This window comes from Paracoccus sp. M683 (assembly GCF_007096355.1).
In the GTDB taxonomy this organism is placed as follows: Bacteria; Pseudomonadota; Alphaproteobacteria; order Rhodobacterales; family Rhodobacteraceae; genus Paracoccus.
Genome location: NZ_VKDF01000004.1, coordinates 637,232 through 655,124, shown reverse-complemented (window position 1 = coordinate 655,124; position 17,893 = coordinate 637,232). Strand labels below are relative to the sequence as shown.

Here is a 17,893-nt window from a genome sequence, read left to right as displayed (position 1 = left end):
TCCGATGCAGCTTCGCCCCGCCAGTGACGATGAACGCGACCAGATCGCACGAATCTGGCATTCCAGCGCCAGCCTGCCGGATGTCGGCCCCCCGGTCATGCCGTCATATGATCAGCTGCGCGCCCGCGTCGATGAAGAACTGGCAGGGGGATGGGTTGTAACGGTTGCGGTCGATCAGGGCGAGATCGTCGGCTTTATCGCCATGAAGCCCGACGATCGCAATCTTGCCGAGTTGTTCGTCTCCCCGCGGCAGCTGGGCAATGGCGTGGGAAAACGCCTGCTGGATCACGCCAAGACCGTCATGAGGGACGGGTTCACGCTGTTCACGACCTCCAGGAATGCCAGGGCGCGTCACTTTTATGAACGCGAAGGGCTTGTGGTCGAGCGGCAGGGTTTGCACCCCCGATCAGGCCATTCTGTCACGCATTTCCGCTGGACCCAGGGCCAGGGGCCTGAAACCGCCTGACGGTTCTGGTTTGCCGATGTGAAAATTGCCGATGTGAAAAAGGGCGGCCCCGCGGGACCGCCCTTCTTGCTTGTCATGGCTTGCGGCCTAGTGATCGGCCAGCTTGCCGGCCGCCGCCAGTTCTTCCTCGTCGACCGAGGGCGCACCGTTATAGAACCAGTTCAGGAATACCGCGCTGATCGCCGCCAGCAGGATGCCCGAATGGATCAGCGGGTGGATCCCATGAGGCAGCCACTGCTTGAAATTCGGCGCCACCAGCGGGATCATCGCCATGCCGATGGAAATTGCCACCACGAACATATTGTTGCGGTTGCCGGCGAAATCGACGCGGGACAGGATGCGCACCCCGGTTGCGGCAACCATGCCGAACATCACCAGCCCGGCCCCGCCCAGAACGGTCGTTGGCAGGCTTTCGACCAGCGCGCCCATTTTCGGGATCAGCCCCAGAACGATCATGATGATGCCCCCCGCCACGCAGACAAAGCGCGAGCGGATGCCCGTCACGCCGACAAGCCCGACATTCTGGCTGAACGAGGTATAGGGGAAGGTGTTGAAAATCCCGCCCAGCATCGTTCCCAGGCCATCGGCACGCAGGCCGGCGGCCAGCGATTGCTGGGTGATCTGACGTTTGCACATCTCGCCCAGGGCCAGGAACATCCCGGTGGATTCGATCATCACGACGATCATCACCAGCACCATGGTCAGCACCATGATCGGATCGAATGTCGGCATCCCGAAATGCAGGGGCTTGATCAGCGCGAACCAGCTTGCCTCGCCAACCTTGTCGAAATTCATCATCCCCAGCATCGCCGCGACGATCCCGCCGACGACGATCCCGACCAGGACCGAGATATTGGCCAGAAACCCGGTGGCAAGACGCGAAACCGCAAGGATCGTGCCCAGCACCAGCACCGCGATCAGGATATTGCTGCCGCTGGCATAGACCGGGTTCGGCATGCTGGCGGCCAGCTTGACCCCCTCGGGCACGCCACCTGCCGCAATGGCACCGTCCAGCCAGGCCTGCTGTGCGGGATCGACCAGCATCGGTGCGGTCGGGCCGACCTGAAGGCCGAAGATCCAGTTGATGCCGATGGGCATCAGGCTGATGCCGATGGCAAGGATGACAGTGCCCGTCACCACCGGCGGAAAAAAGCGCAGCATCCGGCTGATCGCCGGCGCCAGCAGGATGGCGATCAGCCCTGCCGCGATGATTGCGCCGAACAGGGCGCGGGCGCCCTCCTGTCCCGGCGTCTGCCCGGCAATTGCCACCATCGGGCCGACAGCGGCGAAAGTCACGCCCATCATCACCGGCAGCTTGATGCCGAAATATTGCGTCATCCCAAGGCTTTGGATCAGCGTCGCCACGCCGCAGACGAACAGGTCGGCGGAAATCAGGAACGCCACCTCTTCGGGCGACAATTGCAGTGCCCGGCCCACGATCAGCGGCACGGCGATCGCACCGGCATACATGACCAGCACATGCTGGAAGCCCAGGGTTATCAATTTGCCCGTGGGCAGCCGTTCATCCACCGGATGAACCGCTGCCCCCGCGGGCTGGTATGTGGTATCAGACATTGCGGACCTCCCTTTCCACCGATGTCACGGGGATTCTATCAGATTTCGACCTTTTGGGCCTTTCCTTCGCGGCGCGCCAGATCAACCGCAGCGGCAGCGACCGCAAGGTCCTGCAACCCGACGCCTGTGCCGTCGAAAATCGTGATCTCTGCATTCCCGCGCCCTTCGTGATCGCCGGTGATGACCCGGCCTATCGCGGTGATGTCGCTGTCGGAAATGCTTTTTGCGCCAAAGGCATGCTGAAATTCGCCAATGCTGACGGATTGGGCAATCTCGTCAGTGAACAGGCGGGCGCGGGCAACCAGCGCCGGGTCAAGTTCCTGCTTGCCCTTCGTGTCGGTGCCCATGGCCGCGATATGGGTCGGGCCCTTGACATGGCCATCCAGCAGCAGCGGCGAAAAGGCCGAGGTGATCGAGATGATCACATCAGCTTCCGCGCCAAGCCGGTCCAGCTCGACCGCCTCGAAAGGCAGGCCCAGTTCAGCCGCCGTCCCGGCCAGCCGTTCCAGCATCTCGGGATGCGGGTTCCAGCCCAGAACACGGGTGAAACGGCCGCTGGCCGCCGCCGCACGCAGCTGGAACTGCGCTTGATGGCCGGCGCCGACCATGCCCAGCACCTGCGCCCCCTCGGGAGCCAGATACTTGATCGAGATCGCGCTGGCCGCCGCCGTGCGCAGCGCCGTCAGCAGGTTCCCCCCCACGGCCGCGGCGACCCGCCCGGTATCGGCGTCGAACAGAAACACCGTCGACTGATGGTTGATCAGCCCATGCTTCTGGTTATGCGGCCAATAGCCGCCGGCCTTCAGCCCCAGATTCAGCCCGCCCCGATCAAACCCGCCCTTGAAGCCATACAGCGCCTCCTCATGCCCGATGGCCTCGCGGATGACCGGAAAATTATAGGCCTGATCCCTGGCCATCGAGGCAAAGACCGCCTCGACCGCCTGAAACGCTGCCTCGGGCGTCATCAGCCCGGCGATTTCACTTTCAGGGACGACCCACATCAATAGGCCTTCCCGCGCGCGCTGACCGGCCACAGGGTTTCGACCTTGCCGTTCCTCACGCCGACATACCAGTCATGAACATTGCAGGTCGGGTCACAATGGCCCGGCACCAGCCGCAGCTTGTCATTCACTTTCAGCGCGCCGTTCGGATCCTCGATCACGCCATGTTCATCGCTGCATTTGATGTATTTCACATCATCGCGGCCATGGATCACCGGCAGCCCGCTATCGACAGATTGCGCCTTCAGACCGGCATCGCAGATCGCCTTGTCGGCCTTGGCATGGCTCATCACGCTGGTCAGGATGAACAGCGAGTTTTCCCATTCGCCCCGGTCGATGCGCTGGCCATTCTGGTCCAGGATGCGGCCATAATCGGCATCCATGAAGGCATAGGAACCGCACTGAAGCTCGTTATAAACGCCCGAGCCGCTTTCGAAATAATAGCTGCCGGTGCCGCCACCCGAGACCAGTTCCGGGGTGATCCCCACGGCCTTCAGCGCCGCAACGGCCTCTTTCACCTGGGCAATCGCCAGATCCAGCTTGGCCTGGCGATCGGCATAGTTGTCCATGTGCTGCATCGCGCCCTGATAGGCCTGAATGCCGACGAATTTCAGGTTCGGCGCGGCCTCGACCGCCTGCGCGATATCGACCACCGCCTGCGCGGTCGTGACCCCGCAACGCCCCGCGCCGCAGTCGATTTCGACGAAAACGCCCAGATCAGAGCCGTGCTTTTGCGCAGCAGCCGACAGGTCGGCCACATTCGCCAGATCATCGACGCAGACGATGATGTTCGCACCATATTTCGGCAACCGCGCCAGACGGTCGATCTTGGCCGCGTCGCGAACCTGGTTGCTGACCAGAATGTCCTTGATGCCGCCACGGGCAAAGACCTCGGCCTCGCTGACCTTCTGGCAGCAGACGCCCACGGCACCACCCAGACGTTCCTGAAGCTTCTGCACGTCGACCGATTTGTGCATCTTGCCATGGCTGCGATGGCGCATGCCGTGCGAGGCCGCGTAATCGCCCATTTTCTTGATGTTACGCTCCAGCGCATCCAGATCGAGGATCAGACAGGGCGTCTGGATATCCTTCTCGTCCATGCCCGGCAGGGCCGGCACGTCATAGCCGACTTCCAGCCCTTCGAAATTGACGGGTGCGTTCATCGGTTCTCTCCTCAGATCCAGGGCAGCTTGTCGAGATCGACATTGCCGCCGGTGATGATGATGCCGACGCGCTTGCCGGCGAAAAACTGGGGGTTCTTCAGGATGCAGGCCAAGGGGACCGAGCTTGACGGCTCGGCCACCACGCGCAGGTGCTTCCAGATCAGCTTCATCGCATCGACGATCTCGGTTTCGGATGCGGTGAATATCTCGGTCACGTTGTTCGACACGAAATGCCAGGTCAGGTCCTTCAGCGGCACCAGAAGGCCATCGGCGATGGATTTCGGCGCGTCATCGGCGATGATGTGGCCGGCCTTGAAGCTGCGATAGGCGTCGTCCGCCGTTTCCGGTTCCGCCGCGATCACCTGCACCTCGGGCGCAAGGGTCGACAGCGTCAGGCAGGTGCCCGAGATCATCCCGCCGCCGCCAATCGGCGCCACGACCATATCCAGACCGTCCACCTGCTCGACCAGTTCCTTGGCGCAGGTGCCCTGCCCCGCAATCACGCGCGGGTCGTTATAGGGATGGACGAAATCGCCCCCCGTCGCGGCCTGCACCTTGGCAAAAGTTTCCTCGCGCGAGGTGGTCGAGGGCTCGCATTCGGTGATCACGCCGCCATAGCGGCGCACGGTGTCCTTCTTGGCCTGCGGCGCGGTGCGCGGCATGACGACGTTGCAGGGGATGCCCCGCAGCATCGCCGCATAGGACAGGCAGGATGCATGGTTACCCGAGGAATGCGTGGCCACGCCTTTCGCGGCCTGCGCCACGTCCAGACCAAAGACCGCGTTGCTGGCGCCGCGGACCTTGAAGGCCCCCGGCTCCTGAAAATTCTCGCATTTGAAGAACAGCTGCGCGCCGCTGAGATCGTTCAGGTAATCCGAAGCGCGAACCGGCGTCAGGCGGATATGCGGCTTGATGCGCTCGTGCGCGGCCAGCATGTCGTCATAGCTTGGGATAGACATGGGTGCGTCCTTCATCAGGCAGCGGCCTTCTGGGCGGTGGCGGCGCTTTGGCGGTAATGTTCCTGCGCGGCTGCGACGCCGCTGCCCAGTTTCACCGGCAGGCCCAGATCGGCCATGACCATTTCCGCCGTGGCAATGCCCGACAGCGCCATAACGTCAGTCAGGCTGCCCAGATGGCCGATGCGGAAAACCTTGCCCGCGACATCGCCCAGACCCGTGCCGAAGGCCACGCCATAGGCATTCAGCGCGTGGCTGACGATCTTGTTGGCGTCAAAACCCTCGGGCGTGCGGATGGCGCTAACGCTGTCCGAGTAGAGTTCCGGCCGCTTGGCGCAAAGCTGCATCCCCCAGGCGGCGACGGCCTGACGCACGCCCTCGGCGATGCGGTGGTGGCGGGCAAAGACATTCTCCAACCCCTCGTCCAGCAGCATGTCGCAGGCCATGTTCAGCCCGTTCAGCAGCCCGACCGGCGGGGTATAGGGGAAACCATTGGCGGCATAGCCCTTGGCCATGTCGCGAATGTCAAAGAAGGTGCGCGGAAGGCGCGCGGTCTCGACCGCAGCCAGCGCCTTGGGCGAGAAGCCGATAATGGCCAGACCGGGCGGCAGCATGAATCCCTTCTGGCTGCCGGTGACGGCGATATCGACGCCCCATTCATCCATGCGGAAATCATAGCAGCCAATCGAGCTGACCCCGTCGACCAGCAGCAGCGCCGGGTGGCCGGCCGCATCCAGCGCGCGGCGTACGGCGGCGATGTCGCTGCGGACGCCGGTGGCGGTCTCGTTATGGGTGGCCAGCACGGCCTTGATCTCGTGGCCCTTGTCGGCGGTCAGGATTTCTTCGAACTTGTCCGCCGGGACGCCCTCGCCCCATTCCTGCGTCACAACCGTCATGTCCAACCCGTGCCGCTGGCACATGTCGATCCAGCGATGGCTGAACATGCCGTTGCGAGTGGCCAGAACCTTGTCGCCCGCTGTCAGGGTATTGGTGATGGCGGTTTCCCAGCCACCCGTGCCGGTCGAGGGGAACACAAAGACCGACCCTTGGGTGGTCTTCAGCACCTTTTTCACGCCGTCCAGCGCGGGGTGCAGGATGCGGCCAAAGATCGGGCTGCGGTGGTCGATCGTGGGCATGTCCACGGCCTTGCGCAGCACCTCGGGGATATTGGTCGGGCCGGGAATGAAAACGGGATTCTGCGTGCTCATGGCGATCCTCCTTCGCGTTGAAAACAGGATAGGACGACGCAGCACAGGGTTGCAATTTTTCTGAAAAAGCTTTTCGACAGCCGGAAAATGATCCATTATCCAATATATTACAACATGTTACCGTTTTCCACTTGCCGCCCCCCATTTTCCCCATAATTTTGAGGCTGTTTCGCCGGAACGGAAGATGATGTCCCAAGCAACACGAAAACGCGGCCGCCCCAAGGGCGCGGCACAGGCCCCCGCAACCGTTCAGGCGCTGGATCGCGCGCTGGACATGCTGGATCTGCTGGCCAGGTCCAACGGCCTGACCCTGTCCGAGATCGCCGAGGCGATGGACCAGTCGCCCTCGACCGTGCATCGGCTGCTGACGACGCTGGCCGGGCGCGGCATGGCCGAAAGCGACATGGCCACGCAGGCCTGGCATATCGGGCCGGCGACCTTCCGGCTTGGCTCGGCCTTCATGCGGCGATCGGGCATCGTGGAGCGCGCCCGACCGATTCTGCGCGCGCTGATGGAAGATACCGGCGAGACGGCCAATCTGGGCATCCTGAACGGCGATGCCGTGCTGTTCGTCAGCCAGGTCGAGACGCAGGAAACCATCCGCGCCTATTTTCCGCCCGGCACTCGATCGCCTCTGCATGCCAGCGGCATCGGCAAGGCGCTGCTGGCCTTTGGCCGGCCTGCGGCCCTGCGCGCCCTGCTGGACGGGCCAGCCTTGCAGGGCTTTACCGACAGGACGCTGGTGACGCCCGATGCCCTGCGCGAGGATCTGAACCGCATCCGCCATCGCGGCTTTTCGGTGGATGACGAGGAACGCAGCCGTGGGATGCGCTGCGTGGCGGCGCCGGTCTTTGACCTGACGGGCGAGGCCGTGGCCGGCATCAGCGTCAGCGGCCCCGCCCATCGCGTCGGCGCCGAGCATATCAAGACCCTCGGCGCGGCCGTCATGGCGGCAGCCGCCGATCTGACGCAGGCATTGGGCGGCGAGCCGCCGGCCTGACGGCAAGGGGCGCTTATTCCGGCTGATTCAGGCTTTGACGCGCCAGTGCCGAAATCAGGTCTGTGCGGGTGACGATACCGACGATCCGCGCGCCATCCAGCACAGGGACGGCATCGGTGCTGCCCTCGGCCATCATCGGCAGCAGCGCCGCAACCGGCGTTTCCGGGGTGGCATGGGGGCCATTGGTCGCCATGATGTCGCGTGCCTGAACCGGGGTATCGCGGCGCAGCAACCGGTCCAGCGCGGTTCCAAAGCCGCGTTGCAGGCCAAAGGCGTCGCGATGGGCGCGGCGGATCAGGTGCAACTGAAAGATCACCCCAAGGAAGCGGTCATTGCCCTCGACCACGGGCAGCGAGGTAAAGCCGTGTTGCCGGAACTGGTCGGCCACCTGCCCCAGCCCCGCCTCGGGACCAACGGTGACCAGATCGCGCGACATGATGTCGGCGGCGACCAGCGGCCCGGTGCGGTGGCTTGCGGCCTGGATCTCGGCGGCGGCGATCAATCGGGCCAGATCCTCGACCCCAAGGTTCAGCGACTGGCGATACTGGGTCAGAATGCCGGTCAGTTCTGCCTCGCTGAGGCCAAGTCGTTCCGGCGGAGGCGCGTCGCTGGTGCCATGGGTGTTCGGCTCGTCGAACTGGCGCTGCGGATAGCGCCGCCCGGTCAGCCGGGCATAGACCACCGACACCGCCACCAGCAGCAGCGTGCCCACAGCCACCGGCGACAGCGCGAACCAGAAGCCCAACCGCTCGATCGCATCGGGGGCAAGCGCCGCCGTCATCGCCACCGCCCCCCCCGGCGGGTGCAGCGCGCGCAAGAGGATCATCACCGTGATCGCCAGCCCGACCGCAAGCGCCACCCGCAGCCCCGGCTCGTCGACCAGCGCGCAGATCGCGACGGCCACCACGGCCGAAACCGTGTTGCCGACAACCGCAGACCAGGGTTGCGCCAGGGGGCTGCTGGGCACCGCAAAGACCAGCACGGCCGTCGCCCCGAAGGGTGCGATCAGATACAGCCCCAGTTGCAGATCGACCGCAGGTGACAGCAGCGTCAGCCCGGCCACGGCCAAGCCGATCAGGGCGCCCAGCCCGGCGCGGATGGCCTCGGCCGGGTTCACCGGAGGAATGGCAGGGCCGAAGGCCCGCAGCGCCCGTTTGGCAGGCAGGATCATGGGCGCGCGCCCTTTGCATCGTCAGTTTCGCTGTTTGCCGCTTACGACGCAGGCAGCCGGGCTGGCAAGAGCCGCCGCCCGACAGCCAAAGACGCAATGGCCCGCCGGCTTGCAAACCGACGGGCCATCATCGCGGGATGACGCGCGGATTGCGCCTCAGCCTTCGGGGAAGAAGGCGAATTTCAGCACGAACAGCCCGGCCACCAGCCAGGTCGCCGGATGCACCTCGCGGGCACGGCCGGTCAGCAGCTTCAGCAACGCATAGCTGACGAAACCGAAGGCCAGACCGTTGGCGATGGAATAGGTGAAGGGCATGGTGATCGCGGTCAGCACGGCCGGCGCGCTTTCGGTCACGTCCTTGAAGTCGATCTCGGTCAGTTCGCGCATCATCAGCCCTGCAACATACAGCAGCGCCGGCGCCGTGGCATAGACCGGAACAGACCCGGCAAGCGGCGCAAAGAACATCGCCAGCAGAAACAGCCCCGCAACGATCAGCGCCGTCAGCCCGGTGCGCCCGCCCGCCGCCACGCCCGAGGCGCTTTCGACATAGGCCGTGGTGGATGAGGTGCCCAGCACCGAACCCGCAAGGATCGCCGTCGAATCCGCCATCAGCGCGCGGCTGAGGCCCTTGTTCTGATGCGCCGGCCCCTCGGTCAGCAGGCCCGCGCGCTTGGCCACGCCGATCAGCGTGCCGGTGGCGTCGAACACCTCGACCAGGACCATGACCAGCACGACATGGAAGATGCCAAAGCTCAGCGCGCCCATGACGTCCAGTTGCAGGAAGGTCGGCGCGATCGAGGGCGGGGCCGACATGATGCCGCCGAACTCGGTCACGCCCAGCAGGATCGAGGCGAAGGTGATGATCAGGATGCCGATCAGGATTGCACCCTTGACCTTCAACGCGTCAAGCGAGGCGATGATGAAGAACCCGGCGATGGTCAGCAATGTGCCGGTCGCGGTCAGATCGCCAAGCGTCACGAAGGTCGCCGGGCTGGCCACGATCAGACCCGAGGATTTCATGGCAATAATCGCAAGGAACAGCCCGATACCGGCTGCAATGGCACTGCGCATCGAGGCCGGGATGCCCGCGATCAGCCAGCGCCGGATGCCCGTGACCGACAGGAACAGGAAGATCAGGCCCGAGATGAACACCGCGCCAAGCGCCTGTTGCCAGCTGAACCCCATGGCGCCAACCACGGTAAAGGCGAAAAAGGCGTTCAGCCCCATGCCGGGCGCCATGCCGATCGGCCAGTTCGCCCAAAGCCCCATGATCGCGGACCCAAGCGCCGCCGCCAGGCAGGTCGCCACGAACACCGCATCCCGGTCCATTCCCGTGGTCGACAGGATGTCAGGGTTGACGAAGATGATATAGGCCATGGTCAGGAACGTCGTCACCCCGGCGATCACCTCGGTCCTGACGCTGGTGCCATGATCGGCCAGCTTGAAGAATCTTTCCACGTTTCTCTCTCCCTCCCGGCCCTGAAATGGCCGATGTCCTGAGATCAGGATACGGGTGGCATGCCGGGCTGAACAACGCGGCGCGCACCGGAAGTCTTTCAATGCTGCATTGAAACCGAAGGGGTGATTAGGTCGATTTTCGGGCGGACAGGACCAAGTCGACCGCCACCGCGACTGCCTTATCAATAGCCAGATCGCTGGTATCAAGCAAGATCGCGTCTGCGGCCGGTTTCAGCGGCGCGGCCTCGCGCTGGCTGTCGCGGGCATCGCGTTCCCGCAGCTGGGCCAGCATTTCGGCGGGATCGGCGCCCAGTTCCGCCGCCCGGCGGGCCGCCCGCACCTGATCCGAGGCGGTGACGAACAGCTTCAGCTGGGCATCAGGGCAGATAACCGTGCCGATATCGCGCCCGTCCAGCACCGCGCCCGGTTCACGCCGGGCGAAATCGCGCTGAAACGCGACCAGTGCCGCGCGCACCTCGGGGATGGCGGCGACCTTGCTGGCGGCCTGCCCGGCCTCGGCGCTGCGCAGGTCGTCGCGGGCCATGTCCTCGGGCGTCAGGCTGCGTGCGGCGGCAATCGGATCGCCGCCCTTTGCCCCGGTGGCGCGATACAGCAGCCCGGTATCCAGATGGTGAAAGCCAAAGCGGGCGGCCAGGGCCCGTGCAATGGTGCCCTTGCCCGAAGCGGCAGGTCCGTCGATGGCGATGGTAAAGGGCATGGCAGTCCTGTCGGGTTTGATCGGCGCGTTTGATCGCGCGGGTTGATCGGGGGTGGGGGCGCGAAAGCCCCCTTTTGCCTGCTGGCGCGGCGAAGGTCCAGCGCCCTGGCGGGGGGATGGTCGCCATGCCCGAACCGTTGCATCGGCGCAAAGCCGCGCAGATTTCGCAGCACAACTCTTGCATGAAGGGGCGGCCAGTGATTTAGCGTCGCAGATTACCTGTATTCGGGGCGCGAAACGCATGAACCGCCGAGATTTCCTGACCTCAGCGACCGCCATTTCCAGCATGGTCGCGCTGGCCCGTCCCGCATCCGCCCAGGACGGGCAGTCCGCGGATGCACCCGCCAATGCGCAGACCGATGCGCCGGCGCCGGCCGCCCCCGCGCCCTTTGGTTTCGACCATCTCGTGCAGCTTGCCCAGGACGCCGCCGGCCAGCCCTACGAGGCCCCGGCCTCGACCCTGACGGGCAGCTTCGCGGATCTGAACTATGACCAGTATCGCGGCATCCGCTTCCGCCGCGACCGCGACCCCTGGGTCGGTCATCCCGAATTTGCGCTGGACCTGCTGCCGCCGGGGCTGATCTTTCACGAACCCGTCGCGCTGCATCTGGTCGAGGACGGGCTGGCCCGCCCCCTGCCCTTCGATGCCCGCATGTTCGAGTTCGAACCGAACCTGTTCCCCGACGGTGTCGATTACGAGACGATCGGCGATATGGGCTGGTCGGGCTTTCGCGTGCGCACGCCGCTGAACCGGCCCGATGTGATGGACGAGGTCGCCGTCTTTCAGGGCGCCAGCTATTTCCGCGCCGTCGCGCGTGGCACGCAATACGGTTTGTCGGCGCGCGGGCTGGCCATCGGCACCGGCAGCCAGAAGGGCGAAGAGTTTCCGATCTTCCGCAGCTTCTGGATCGTGCGCCCCGAACCGAATGACCGGGCCATCACCGTCTATGCCCATCTGGACAGCCGTTCCATCTCGGCCGCGTTCGAATTTATCATCGAGCCGGGCGCCGAGACGGTGTTCCGCACCCGCACGGCCATGTTCCCCCGCGCCGAGATCACCGAGATCGGCATCGCGCCGCTGACCTCGATGTATTGGTTCGGCCCGGCCGACCGGGCCCAGATCGACGACTATCGCCCCGCCGTCCATGACAGCGACGGATTGCAGATGTTGACCGGCGCCGATCAGCGGATCTGGCGGGTGCTGTCGGCCCATGACCGCTTGCAGATCTCGGCCTTTCAGGACCGTGATCCCGGCGGCTTTGGCCTGGTGCAGCGGGCGCGCAACTTTGCCGAATATCAGGATTCCGAGGCACGCTATGACCTGCGCCCCTCGGCCTGGATCGAACCGAACGGGGTCTGGGGCCAGGGTGCCGTCACGCTGGTGGAAATCCCGGTCGAGAACGAGTTCAACGACAATATCGTCAGCTTCTGGCGCCCGACCGAGCCGCTGCAACCCGGTCAGCGCCACGATTTCGCCTATGACCTGGTGTTTTCCGATCTGCCGCCTGACAATGCGCCCTTGGCGCGGGTGATGGCCACGCGGTCGGGCAAGTCGATCAACGACCCCAATGCGCGCACCTATGTGGTCGACTACTCGCTGGACCTGTTCACTACCGGCGATCCCCAGCCCGAGGTTCGCGCCACCACCGGCGAGGTCCGCAATGTGCACTGGTTGCGCCTGCCCTATCAAAACCGGCTGCGGCTGGCCTTTGAATTTCTGCCCGATGGTGATCAGTTGGCCGACATCTCTGCCCGGCTGAACGGCCCCGATGGCGCGCTGTCCGAGACCTGGATCATGCGCTGGACGCAGGACTGACCGCGATGACCGCGCGCCTGGCACCCGATAGCGCCGCCGTGCCGCCGCTGGCGCCTCTGCCCATGCCGGTGCAGGATCTGCGTCGCCTGCCACAGGGCGGGCCGGGGCCGCGCCGTATGGGCGGCTGGCAGGTCGGCGCGGCGCGGATCGTGGCCTTTGGCGGTGGAGCGCTGATCGGCGTGGTCGGCGGGTTGCAGATGCGGCTGGTCTTTGGCGATCACACGACATTCCTGCAAGCCTGCCTGCTGACGCTGTTCACCATCACCTTCACCTGGGTCGGCTTTTCCTTCACCTCGATGCTGTCGGGGATCTTTGCGCGGCCGCTGACCACGCCCTCGGGCGCCAATACCGCGCGCATCGCCGTGGTCATGCCGGTCTATCACGAAGACCCGGCTGAAACCGCCGGCCGGCTGGTGGCGCTGGCGCGCGACCTGTATCGCGTGGGTCTGGGCGATCGCAGCGAGATTTTCGTGCTGTCAGACAGCCGCCGTCCCGAATCGCATCTGGCCGAGACCATGGCCATCAGCCGCCTGCGCGACCTGTCGCCGGTCCCGGTCTGGTATCGCCGCCGGACCGACAATACCGGGCGCAAGGCGGGAAACGTGGCCCAGTTCCTGCGCAACTGGGGCGGGCGCTATGATCAGATGCTGGTGCTGGACGCCGACAGTCTGGTCGGCGCCGAGACCATCGCCATCATGTCCGCCCGCATGACCGCCGACCCGAAGCTGGGGCTGATCCAGACCATGCCCATGCTGCTGGGCGGCCAGACGATCTTTGCCCGGCTGACCCAGTTCGCCGGCCGCATCTATGGCCCCGCCATCGCCCGCGGCGTCGCCGCATGGTCGGGCGATGACGGCAATTTCTGGGGCCATAACGCGCTGATCCGGGTTCAGGCCTTTGCCGAATCCTGCGGCCTGCCCGAACTGCCCGGCCGCCCGCCCTTTGGCGGCCATATCCTCAGCCATGACTTTGTCGAGGCCGCGCTGATGCGCCGCGCCGGGTGGAAGGTGCGGCTGGATCACGACCTGCGGCAAAGCTATGAGGGCTCGCCCCCTTCGCTGGTCGACAATGCCGTGCGCGAAAGGCGGTGGGCGCAGGGTAATCTGCAACATCTGAAGGTGATCTGGGCGCGGGGGCTGTCGCTGGTCAGCCGGGCGCATTTCACCATTGGCATCATGGGCTTTCTGATGTCGCCCATATGGCTGGGCATGATCCTGGTCGGGCTGGCCCTGTCGGCCAATGTGCTGCTGTCGCGGCCGGAATATTTCCCCAATTCCTATCAGCTGTTCCCCAACTGGCCGGTCTTTGATCCCCAGCGGATGCTGTGGCTGTTCGCCTGCGCCATGGGTTTCCTGCTGCTGCCGAAATTCATCGCCATCGCCCGCGCCTGCCTGCGCCCGCTTGCCGCCGAATCGGGCGGGCCGCTGCGGCTGATCATCTCGGCCCTGTTCGAGATCCTGCTGTCGGCCCTGATCGCGCCGGTGCAGATGCTGATCCAGACCCGGCAGATCTTTGACATCCTGCGCGGCCGCGACAGCGGATGGGAGGCGCAGGTCCGCGCCGGGACCATGCCGCCCTGGCATGTGGTGCTGGCCCATCACTGGATGCATATGGTCCTGGGCCTGACCACATTGGTGGTGCTGGCCTTCATGTCGCCGGGGCAATTGATCTGGCTGTCGCCGATCCTGGCCGGGCTGATCCTGTCGCCTGCCATCAGCCGCTGGTCGGCCAGCCCGGTCTTTGGCCGCATTGCCCGGATGCGCGGCCTGCTGGCCACGCCCGAGGAACTGTCGACCCCGCCGCTGATCTCGGCCGCGAATTTCCAGACCGCGCGGATCAAGCCCGAGACGGCCGATGCGCTGAGCCGCCTTGGCAGCGACGGGGCGCTGATGTCGCGCCATCTGGCCCTGCTGCCCGAGCCCAATCCCCAACGCCCCGCAGCCGAGCGCCTGCACGAAATTTCGGCCGCCGCCAAGATCGCTGCGGCGCAAAACCGCAACGAAGCGCTGACATTTTTGTCAGTATCGGAACTTGACGCCCTTATCGGTTCTTCTGTTCTGTTGAAACAATGGGCGGCGCTGTCACCATGAACCGGATCAATTGGCTGGATATGCTGCGCGGCTATGCGCTGGTCTGCATCATGCTGGATCATATGCCGGTATCGGTGCTCAGCAAGGCCACGCTGACGAATTTCGCGCTGTTCGATGCGGCCGAGCTGTTCGTTCTGCTGTCGGGCTTTCTGGTCGGGCTGGTCTGGACGCAGGTGGCGCGGCGCGATGGCGTGCGGGTGGCGCAGAAGCGGTTTCTGTGGCGGTCCTTCCAGGTCTGGCGGGCGATGGTGCTGGGCGCGGTCATCATGGCGCTGCTGTCGGCGCTGCTGCTGCATCTGGGGCTGCGGCACACGGCCATCTGGAACGAATATGCCAATATGGTGACCGAGGCGCCCGCCGTCTTTGCCGCCGCCGTTGGCGTCATGTGGATGCAGCCCAACCTGCTGGACGTGCTGGCGCTGTATGTCGTGCTGATCGCGACCGTGCCGCTGACCATGCCGGTGCTGTCACGCTGGCCGGTGCTGTTCGCGCTGGCCTCGGCCCTGCTGTGGACCGTGGCCGAGCCGCTGAACGCGATGCTGCCCAATCAGCGTCGCGAAGGCGGCTTCCTTTTCAACCCCTTCGGCTGGCAGGTTCTGTTCTTTGCCGGCGCGGCGATCGGGATGTTCCGCCAGCAGATCAGCCAGCGCCTTGCGCCCTATGCCCGCTGGATCACCGTGGCCAGCGTGATCGTGCTGGCCTATGGCCTGGCCTATGACATGCTGGCCCGGTTCGGCGCCCCCGCAAAACCCCTGCGCGACGCCATGGGCGGTCTGCTGGGCCCGATCGACAAATGGTCGCTGGATGAGGCGCGCTTCATCTCGATCATGGCGGCAAGCTGGCTGGCGGCAACGGTGCTGTCACAACCGCTGGAACGGCTGGCCGACACCACCGGCGGCCGGGCGCTGGCGCTGATCGGGCGCGGCGGGCTGTGGTCCTTTGCGGTCTGCGTCTGGCTTTCGGTTCTGGGCGATGCCGCACAAATGCTGATCCCGAACGAGGCAGCGGCAATGCGCTTCTTCGTCGATGTCGTGGTCATCCTGGCATTGTGGGCAGCTGCAGCCCTGTGGATGAACCGCGAAAGCTGGATCATCCACCTGACACGCCGGCAACGCGCCAGCTAGGCACCGCCAACCGGCCCGATCTGCCACCGCGCCCGGACCATCATCGACCCGGCTTGCCCATGCAGGCCGGGTCAATTCGTCATACCCGACCGATTTCCTTCAAATTCGACTTTTCCGCCCCGCACATTCGTGCATATCATACATAAATGGATGCGATACCTGGCCGAATAGAACTCGATATCGACTTGCTGCTGATCCCAGGCAATGCCGACGGGGTCTGGGACCAGTTCGTCACTATCATGGGCAGGCTGGGCTATCCCCATCTTTGCTATCGGCCGCGCGCGATTGCTGCCAGCCCGCAAGAGGCGCCGACCGCGGACGCCGAATGCCGGTCGAATTTTCCGGCGGTGGTGCTGGACCGGCTGCGCGGCAGGCCGGCATTGCTGGACGCCTCGCCCTGGGGCAATTGGGCCAGAGGCCAACGCGGTGCCTTGCCGTTTTCCTGGATCCAGACCGCCGAGGCCGCGCCCTATCTGACGCCGGATGGCATGGGGTTTGGGCAGTTGCTGGCCCAGCATGGGCTATTGGCGGGCCATGTCGTCAGCCTGCTGGGCGTGTCCTCGCGGATGACCGGCACGGTGGCCCTGTCGACCGGGCCGGGAACCGATCAGCGTCATGCCGATGCACTGTGGCGGCAGATGGGCACAGACATCACCAGACTGTGCGACATCATGCATCTTCGCATCGGCGCCCTGCCCCAGATGACAGGGCGCAGCGTCCTGACCCCCCGTCAGCGCGAGGTTGTCGAATGGGCGGCCTGTGGCAAAACGGTCGCCGAAATCGCAGCAATTCTTGGGGTAGAGTCCACGACGGTCGAAAAGCACCTGCGCTTGGCGCGCGAGGCGCTTGGCGCGCGCACGACGGCACAGGCGATTCTGCATGCGCATCAGCGCAACCAGATCTTCGTGACGCCGATGGGAAAAAGCGCAACCGGGTAAGGTTTGCCGCAGTTTTCAAGCAGACGCCGTTCCTGCACTATTCCCCTGTTCCGTGAGTGGTGGCGTGTTCAGACGCGCCAGGAACCGCCCGACTGGCGCGATTTTTTCCGCCTGGGCGATCCGGTGAAACCGGGGAAAGACCCGCCGTGAACGCGATTTCGATCGCGGCGGGTCCGACCGGCCCGCGCAGCGTCACATGACGACAGCCCGAATGAAAAACGCCGGCCCTCGGGACCGGCGCTTTCCAGAACATCCGAAAGGATCAGGGGATCAGTTGCCGCCCAGGGTCTTGGCGACCTCGGCTGCGAAATCCTCTTCCTTCTTCTCGATGCCGTCGCCAACCATCACGCGGGCATAGCCGGTGATCTCGACGCCGGCCTCTTTCGCGGCCTGCTCGACGGTCAGGTCGGGATTGATCACGAAGGCCTGACCCAGCAGCGTGTTCTCGGCCACGAATTTCTTCATCCGGCCGGGAATGATGTTGTTCTGGATGACGGCCTCGGGCTTCGGCTTGGCCGAGCTGGCGTTTTCTTCCAGCGCCTTGGCAGTCTGCACCTGCAATTCACGCTCCAGCGCGGCCGGGTCCATGGTGGCTTCCGACAGCGAGACCGGGTTGGTCGCGGCGATGTGCATGGCGAACTGCTTGCCGATGGCCTGGGCCTTGTCGGCGGGGCCGTTCAGCGCGACCAGCACGCCGATCTTGCCCATGCCCTCGGTTGCGGCGTTATGCACATAGGACACGACGGTGTCGCCTTCCAGAACGTGCATCCGGCGCAGGGTCATGTTCTCGCCGATGCGGGCGATGGCGTCGGTCAGCACTTCCGAGACGGGCTTGCCGTTCAGATGCGTGGCGCGCAGCACTTCGACATCGGTAGCGGTTTCCAGCGCAACTTCCGTGATATCGCGGACGAGCTGCTGGAAATCGGCGTTCTTGGCGACGAAATCGGTTTCCGAGTTGATCTCGATGGCAACACCCTTGCCACCCGAGACCTGCACGCCAACCAGCCCTTCGGCGGCGACGCGGTCGGCTTTCTTCGCGGCTTTCGCCAGGCCCTTGGTGCGCAGCCAGTCAACGGCGGCTTCCATGTCGCCATCGGTCTCGGTCAGCGCCTTCTTGGCGTCCATCATGCCTGCGCCGGTCGATTCGCGCAGCTCTTTCACCATCGCAGCGGTGATAGCCATTCTTCATCTCCTTCGGATCAATGCGTC

Annotated in this window: 15 protein-coding genes; 6 read left to right on the top strand and 9 right to left on the bottom strand. The window is 64.9% G+C overall.

The window, feature by feature from the left end; all coding sequences use genetic code 11:
* The first annotated feature begins 4 nt into the window (after nt 1-4).
* Entirely contained in the window at nt 5-466 is a 462-nt protein-coding gene (locus FNJ84_RS09950; protein WP_185968480.1) for a GNAT family N-acetyltransferase, read from the top strand.
* Nucleotides 467-553: 87 nt separating this feature from the next.
* Here FNJ84_RS09950 and FNJ84_RS09945 read toward each other — a convergent pair whose 3' ends face one another.
* Genes FNJ84_RS09945 through bhcA form a run of 5 tightly spaced genes read right to left on the bottom strand, consistent with a single transcriptional unit; the run spans nt 554 to nt 6,369 of the window.
* Nucleotides 554-2,041 (bottom strand): nucleobase:cation symporter-2 family protein, encoded by a 1,488-nt coding sequence (locus FNJ84_RS09945; protein ID WP_143792936.1) that lies wholly within the window; start codon nt 2,039-2,041, stop codon nt 554-556.
* Nucleotides 2,042-2,079: 38 nt separating this feature from the next.
* Nucleotides 2,080-3,042, bottom strand: a complete 963-nt coding sequence (bhcD, locus tag FNJ84_RS09940; protein ID WP_143792935.1) for an iminosuccinate reductase BhcD — start codon at nt 3,040-3,042, stop codon at nt 2,080-2,082.
* Nucleotides 3,042-4,205: a 3-hydroxy-D-aspartate aldolase BhcC gene (gene bhcC, locus FNJ84_RS09935; RefSeq protein ID WP_143792934.1), complete on the bottom strand. Its 1,164-nt coding sequence runs from the start codon at nt 4,203-4,205 to the stop codon at nt 3,042-3,044. Before bhcC ends, bhcD begins: the two co-directional genes overlap by 1 nt.
* 11 nt (nt 4,206-4,216) lie before the next feature.
* Nucleotides 4,217-5,179 (bottom strand): beta-hydroxyaspartate dehydratase BhcB, encoded by a 963-nt coding sequence (gene bhcB / locus FNJ84_RS09930; protein ID WP_143792933.1) that lies wholly within the window; start codon nt 5,177-5,179, stop codon nt 4,217-4,219.
* On the bottom strand, nt 5,179-6,369 hold the full coding sequence (bhcA, locus tag FNJ84_RS09925; protein ID WP_143792932.1) for an L-aspartate--glyoxylate aminotransferase BhcA: 1,191 nt from the start codon (nt 6,367-6,369) through the stop codon (nt 5,179-5,181). Before bhcA ends, bhcB begins: the two co-directional genes overlap by 1 nt.
* A gap of 187 nt (nt 6,370-6,556) precedes the next feature.
* Between bhcA and bhcR the strand changes: the two genes are divergently transcribed.
* The gene (gene bhcR / locus FNJ84_RS09920; RefSeq protein WP_143792931.1) at nt 6,557-7,369 is read left to right on the top strand and encodes an HTH-type transcriptional regulator BhcR; all 813 of its coding nucleotides are present in this window, start codon (nt 6,557-6,559) and stop codon (nt 7,367-7,369) included.
* Between the two features lie 13 nt (nt 7,370-7,382).
* Here the strand turns inward: bhcR and FNJ84_RS09915 are convergent, their stop codons facing one another.
* From FNJ84_RS09915 to FNJ84_RS09905, 3 genes are all read right to left on the bottom strand, one after another.
* Complete coding sequence (locus FNJ84_RS09915; RefSeq protein WP_143792930.1) at nt 7,383-8,540, bottom strand: HPP family protein; 1,158 nt, start codon at nt 8,538-8,540, stop codon at nt 7,383-7,385.
* Between the two features lie 156 nt (nt 8,541-8,696).
* Nucleotides 8,697-9,998, bottom strand: a complete 1,302-nt coding sequence (locus FNJ84_RS09910; RefSeq protein ID WP_185968479.1) for an NCS2 family permease — start codon at nt 9,996-9,998, stop codon at nt 8,697-8,699.
* Between the two features lie 127 nt (nt 9,999-10,125).
* A complete protein-coding gene (locus FNJ84_RS09905; RefSeq protein ID WP_143792929.1) occupies nt 10,126-10,716 on the bottom strand; it encodes a d(CMP) kinase in 591 nt (196 codons plus the stop codon).
* Nucleotides 10,717-10,957: 241 nt separating this feature from the next.
* Between FNJ84_RS09905 and FNJ84_RS09900 the strand changes: the two genes are divergently transcribed.
* From FNJ84_RS09900 to FNJ84_RS09885, 4 genes are all read left to right on the top strand, one after another.
* Nucleotides 10,958-12,532, top strand: coding sequence for a glucan biosynthesis protein (locus FNJ84_RS09900; RefSeq protein ID WP_143792928.1), 1,575 nt, complete (start codon nt 10,958-10,960; stop codon nt 12,530-12,532).
* A 5-nt stretch (nt 12,533-12,537) separates the two neighbouring features.
* Nucleotides 12,538-14,622, top strand: coding sequence for a glucans biosynthesis glucosyltransferase MdoH (mdoH, locus tag FNJ84_RS09895; RefSeq protein WP_143792927.1), 2,085 nt, complete (start codon nt 12,538-12,540; stop codon nt 14,620-14,622).
* The gene (opgC, locus tag FNJ84_RS09890; protein WP_143792926.1) at nt 14,619-15,746 is read left to right on the top strand and encodes an OpgC domain-containing protein; all 1,128 of its coding nucleotides are present in this window, start codon (nt 14,619-14,621) and stop codon (nt 15,744-15,746) included. The genes mdoH and opgC overlap by 4 nt, the downstream gene beginning before the upstream one ends.
* Before the next feature lie 146 nt (nt 15,747-15,892).
* A complete protein-coding gene (locus FNJ84_RS09885) occupies nt 15,893-16,684 on the top strand; it encodes a helix-turn-helix transcriptional regulator (protein WP_143792925.1) in 792 nt (263 codons plus the stop codon).
* 270 nt (nt 16,685-16,954) lie between these two features.
* On the opposite strand, the gene tsf is transcribed toward FNJ84_RS09885, so the two are convergent.
* Nucleotides 16,955-17,866: a translation elongation factor Ts gene (gene tsf, locus FNJ84_RS09880; protein ID WP_143792924.1), complete on the bottom strand. Its 912-nt coding sequence runs from the start codon at nt 17,864-17,866 to the stop codon at nt 16,955-16,957.
* Nucleotides 17,867-17,893 lie beyond the last annotated feature (27 nt).

Bases quoted from the DNA above. Each gene is read 5' to 3' on its own strand.
- FNJ84_RS09950 (WP_185968480.1), top strand. From the start codon at position 5: ATGCAGCTTCGCCCCGCCAGTGACGATGAACGCGACCAGATCGCACGA.
- bhcA (WP_143792932.1), bottom strand. From the start codon at position 6,369: ATGAGCACGCAGAATCCCGTTTTCATTCCCGGCCCGACCAATATCCCC.
- bhcB (WP_143792933.1), bottom strand. From the start codon at position 5,179: ATGAAGGACGCACCCATGTCTATCCCAAGCTATGACGACATGCTGGCC.
- tsf (WP_143792924.1), bottom strand. From the start codon at position 17,866: ATGGCTATCACCGCTGCGATGGTGAAAGAGCTGCGCGAATCGACCGGC.
- opgC (WP_143792926.1), top strand. From the start codon at position 14,619: ATGAACCGGATCAATTGGCTGGATATGCTGCGCGGCTATGCGCTGGTC.
- FNJ84_RS09885 (WP_143792925.1), top strand. From the start codon at position 15,893: ATGGATGCGATACCTGGCCGAATAGAACTCGATATCGACTTGCTGCTG.
- bhcD (WP_143792935.1), bottom strand. From the start codon at position 3,042: ATGTGGGTCGTCCCTGAAAGTGAAATCGCCGGGCTGATGACGCCCGAG.
- mdoH (WP_143792927.1), top strand. From the start codon at position 12,538: ATGACCGCGCGCCTGGCACCCGATAGCGCCGCCGTGCCGCCGCTGGCG.
- FNJ84_RS09905 (WP_143792929.1), bottom strand. From the start codon at position 10,716: ATGCCCTTTACCATCGCCATCGACGGACCTGCCGCTTCGGGCAAGGGC.
- bhcC (WP_143792934.1), bottom strand. From the start codon at position 4,205: ATGAACGCACCCGTCAATTTCGAAGGGCTGGAAGTCGGCTATGACGTG.
- FNJ84_RS09945 (WP_143792936.1), bottom strand. From the start codon at position 2,041: ATGTCTGATACCACATACCAGCCCGCGGGGGCAGCGGTTCATCCGGTG.
- FNJ84_RS09915 (WP_143792930.1), bottom strand. From the start codon at position 8,540: ATGATCCTGCCTGCCAAACGGGCGCTGCGGGCCTTCGGCCCTGCCATT.
- FNJ84_RS09900 (WP_143792928.1), top strand. From the start codon at position 10,958: ATGAACCGCCGAGATTTCCTGACCTCAGCGACCGCCATTTCCAGCATG.
- bhcR (WP_143792931.1), top strand. From the start codon at position 6,557: ATGTCCCAAGCAACACGAAAACGCGGCCGCCCCAAGGGCGCGGCACAG.